This is a genomic window from Dialister sp. UBA1703 (assembly GCA_002320515.1).
Taxonomy (GTDB): Bacteria; Bacillota; Negativicutes; order Veillonellales; family Dialisteraceae; genus Dialister.
The window spans coordinates 1-3,797 of sequence record DCJJ01000048.1; the positions used below are offsets into that span (position 1 = coordinate 1).

At 55.6% G+C, this 3,797-nt stretch carries 3 protein-coding genes; all 3 read right to left on the reverse strand.

All coding sequences use genetic code 11. The features are described from left to right. Positions 1 to 131: 131 nt before the first annotated feature. A complete protein-coding gene (locus B2Y11_RS02285) occupies positions 132 to 1,175 on the reverse strand; it encodes an ABC transporter substrate-binding protein (RefSeq protein ID WP_291055653.1) in 1,044 nt (347 codons plus the stop codon). Between the two features lie 386 nt (positions 1,176 to 1,561). After that, entirely contained in the window at positions 1,562 to 3,079 is a 1,518-nt protein-coding gene (locus B2Y11_RS02290; protein WP_291055656.1) for a DUF438 domain-containing protein, read from the reverse strand. Between the two features lie 119 nt (positions 3,080 to 3,198). Further along, the gene (locus tag B2Y11_RS02295) at positions 3,199 to 3,702 is read right to left on the reverse strand and encodes a hypothetical protein (RefSeq protein ID WP_291055659.1); all 504 of its coding nucleotides are present in this window, start codon (positions 3,700 to 3,702) and stop codon (positions 3,199 to 3,201) included. Positions 3,703 to 3,797: the final 95 nt, after the last annotated feature.

Consider the following 3,797-nt stretch of genomic DNA (forward strand, 5'->3'; position numbering starts at 1 on the left):
GGCGGCGGGTTGTGTATCGCTTCGCTCAGGGGGCAACGGCCCTTCGGGCCGAGGGTTGTGGTGGCGGCTTCGCCTGTGGGAAGGGAGCCCCCATTACGCAGAAAGCGCCGCTTTGTCTGCGGCGCTTTTTATTATTTCTTCATGGCTTCTTCCAGGAAGGAAGTGTTTACCACATCTTTGGCATCCAGTTTCCCGTCGATCATGCCATGGGAGGAGTACCAGTCGATCTGGGTTTTGATGTCATCAGCCATGAGCACGCCGTTTTTATCTACATAGGGCAGGCCCAGGCGGATGTCCGCTTCCGGCGTCTTTACGTACTTGGAGATGATTTTTACCATTTCGTCCAGTTTAGCCGGATCCTTTTTGTCTACTACGGCGCTGTAGTACTCATTGCAGGCCTTATTGTAGGCTTTCATGAAACGAACGGCTGCGTCCTTGTTCTTGGCGAATTCGGGGGAGTAGAAAATGCCGCTGGTCTGGTAGGGCATGATTTCACTGACCTGGGTGATGACCTTGCCGTAGCCTTCGTTCCTGACTTTCGTAATGTTCGGTTCGTTCAGGATGCAGGCGTCGATCTGGCCGCTCTGCAGGGCTGCCATGACAGCGGACAGTTTGCCCAGAGGAACGATGGTTACATCATCCAGGGAAAGGCCTTTGGCTTCCAGCATCCGGCCCAGCATGTAATGGAAGGTGGAGCCTTTCTGGGTAATGCCTACCCGTTTGCCCTTCAGTGCTTCGATGGAAGTCAGGCCATTGTCGTATTCGGCAGAAGCGGCCAGCAGGGCGGAGGAGGAGTATCCCTTTTCTTCCCTGCCTTTATCGGCCACAATGTAAAGCTTCTGTCCTTTGGCTGCCATATTGTACAGGCCGGCCGTAATGCCGGTGGCGCCTACATCGACTTTGGAGGAAGCGGTGGCTACGGCAATGGGCTGGGCTGCATCAAACCACTGGGGATCGATGTCAATGCCCTCATCCTTAAAATAGCCCTTTTCCATGGCAATGAAAAGGGGTGCGCTGCTGGTGAGCCGGAGCATACCCAGCGTGACCTTCACCGGCTTTTTCTCACCGCCGGCGGACGTGCTTCCCGGGCCTTTGCCGCAGCCTGCAAATGACAGGGATACGGTGAGGGCCAGTATGCCTGCCAGAATCATGGCAAATACTTTTTTCAAATTCATTCTACTATTCTCCTCTCCTACTGTGGGGCATGGTAGGATACCCCGCAAAATGGGTTATTGCCTGTATTTTACTCTATTCCATGGAAAAAGCAAGAGCCCAGCGCCCGGGTTCCATCGTCCGTGCTTCGCAGCTTCGCACAGGACGATGGGCCTTGCCTGCAGAGCGGGCTATGCCGCCGACAGGCATATAAAATTTCATTGCCAAAAGGGCAATCCACCACCCTCTGAACCCTGCCACGCAGTGGCTCCATGGGCAATCCACAACCCTCGGGCCTAAGGCCGGTCAAACTTGAGAACCTTTTCCACAACCTCATCCTCAACCCTTCTACACAACCTGCGGCGAGAGCCGCGCCCCTTCTGCGCCCTTTGGGCGCAGAACCCCCTCTTTATTTCACAAAATGCTCTTTGGCAAATCCCATTTTCTGTACGATTTCCAGGGTTCCCACGAAGGTGCCTTTAGCGTCCCTGACGGCCATGTACCGCACCAGTACCGGCTCCCCTTCTTTTTCCATCCATACGTCGAAGAGGTCCTGTTTTCCTGTGCGGAAGGAGTCAATCAGGTTTTTCACCATGGGCACCACCTTTGGCGGGTGGCAGGTATAGACTTCCCGGCCCAGGGCGGTGGCGGGGCGGGAGAAGAGTTTGGGGGCGCCGTCGTCGTTCCAGTAGCGGTTGATGTCATGGGCGTCTACGAAGGTGATTTCAAAGGGGAGGGTATTCAGCAGGGCGGTGAGTTCTTTCACCGTGAGCCGGCCTGTGGGGAGATGGATGATTCCGTCGGAGAGGGAGCTTTCTTCCTTTTCCTTCGGGAAGGCTTCCTGCCAGCGGGGCTGGGGGCCGGTGAGGCAGGGTTCCATGTGGGAGAAGTCCCGGGCAATGGCTTTCCATTCTTCTTCTTTGAAATTCTTGGCACAGAGGGGGAAGAGGATGTTGTTTTCCTTGTAAATCATTTCTTCGGCTCTGGTGAGGGCGGAGGAGAGCCGCTCCTGCCACTGGGGCGTCTTGCGGACGGCGGGGCTGGCAAGGCCCCGTTTTTCCAGATTTCTCAGGGTGTCCCTGATTTCATCGTCCACGCTCCACATGACGTCGGAGGGGCCGGAGAAGCCGTAGTTCATCTTCAGGATGGGGTAGAGGACGTTCTTTTTATTGTAATGGAAGGAGATCCGGCGGAGAGCTGCCAGTTCGTCCATCAGGTTTTCTCCTGTGTCCAGAGTTTTCCGCACTTTTTCCAGGCGGCTTGCGATGGCTTCGTTTTCCAGGGAAAGGATGGACAGGGGGTGGCCGGGGATGGCGCGGAGGGTTTCGTAAAGGCCGTCGGCGCCGTCTTTCCGCTCCAGGGCGGCAGGGGAGAAGCGGCCCAGGGATTCCTGTACTTTGGCTTCGGCGGCGGCAATTTTTTCCGCTCTGGTGGCGCCGTGGAAGAGGGCGGAGTGGACGTCGCAGAGCCGCTGCACATCCCGGAGGGGGACGCCGCCTTTCAGAAGGGACTGTTCTGCCAGGGCGATTTCGCCGGGGTCCACGTCTTTGAAGTGCTTTACAAAGTCTGCCCGCACCTTTTCCAGATCCTCTCCGGCGGAAAGGCGGCGGATATATTCAGTGATTCTGGCGGTTCTTTCATCCGGTGCAGTTTCCACGGAAGGAGCCGCTTTCTCCTCAGGCGCCTGGGCGAAGGAACCGCCCAGGGTAAAGCCGTGGGCCATGAGGGTGGAAATCACCTTTCCCATGTCGATGTGCATCATCATGGCCCCTTTGGGAATGGTCATGAAACGGCCCAGGGTGTTGAGGGCTGTTTTTTCGGTAATGCGGGTAAATCCCAGTTCCTTCATAATAGGAATGAGTTCCGGGTATTCTTTCACCAGGTCATGTACGTTTTTTGTAAGATAAATGATTTTTGAGTCTGCCATGGAGGCCTCCTTCTGTTTCATAGATAATTTTCAATGGATGAAATCATTGTAACATGAAGAAAGGGGGATGTCACTACGGACACCCCCCTGCAGGTTTGAGAAAAATGATGGAAACAGATTTACAGGGTTCTCACTGCTTTCCGGCAGCGGGTGAAGATTTTCCCGAAGGCCCAGGCCGTGGCGGCGGTGAAGGCCATGCCGGGTGCGGCGGCGATGAGCATCAGGGTGAGGCCCTTGCCCAGAAGGAAGTACATCACCACCCGGGCCAGGGCGGTGCCGAAGGGGCCGGAAAAAATATAGAAAAACCGGTTTGATCCCGAAAGGAGCCAGAAGGCACCGACTCCCAGACGGAAGGACATCTGGATAGCCACATTCAGGATGGTGCAGGTGCCGAGGGAAAGGCCCATAAGGGAAGCCAGAATACCAGCGATGATATATTTCTTAAATCCAAAAACGCCGCAGATGGCCACGGCAATGGGCGCCGACAGCTGGAACTCCGTGCCCGGTACAATGCCGGGAATGCGGAAGGTGCCGCTTACGGCGATGAGTACGGCCAGAAGGGCCGTTTCGCAGCAGTCCATGACCGTGGTTCGCTCTTTATTGATGGATAAGGTCTTTTCCATGATGTTCTCCCTTGAAATTTGAGATTTTAAGATTTGAGCGGTGCTTTCCAGTATTCCCGAAGGTTGCCGCACGCTTTCGCGGGCGAGGGTTGATG

Bases quoted from the DNA above. Each gene is read 5' to 3' on its own strand.
- B2Y11_RS02295 (WP_291055659.1), bottom strand. From the start codon at position 3,702: ATGGAAAAGACCTTATCCATCAATAAAGAGCGAACCACGGTCATGGAC.
- B2Y11_RS02290 (WP_291055656.1), bottom strand. From the start codon at position 3,079: ATGGCAGACTCAAAAATCATTTATCTTACAAAAAACGTACATGACCTG.
- B2Y11_RS02285 (WP_291055653.1), bottom strand. From the start codon at position 1,175: ATGAATTTGAAAAAAGTATTTGCCATGATTCTGGCAGGCATACTGGCC.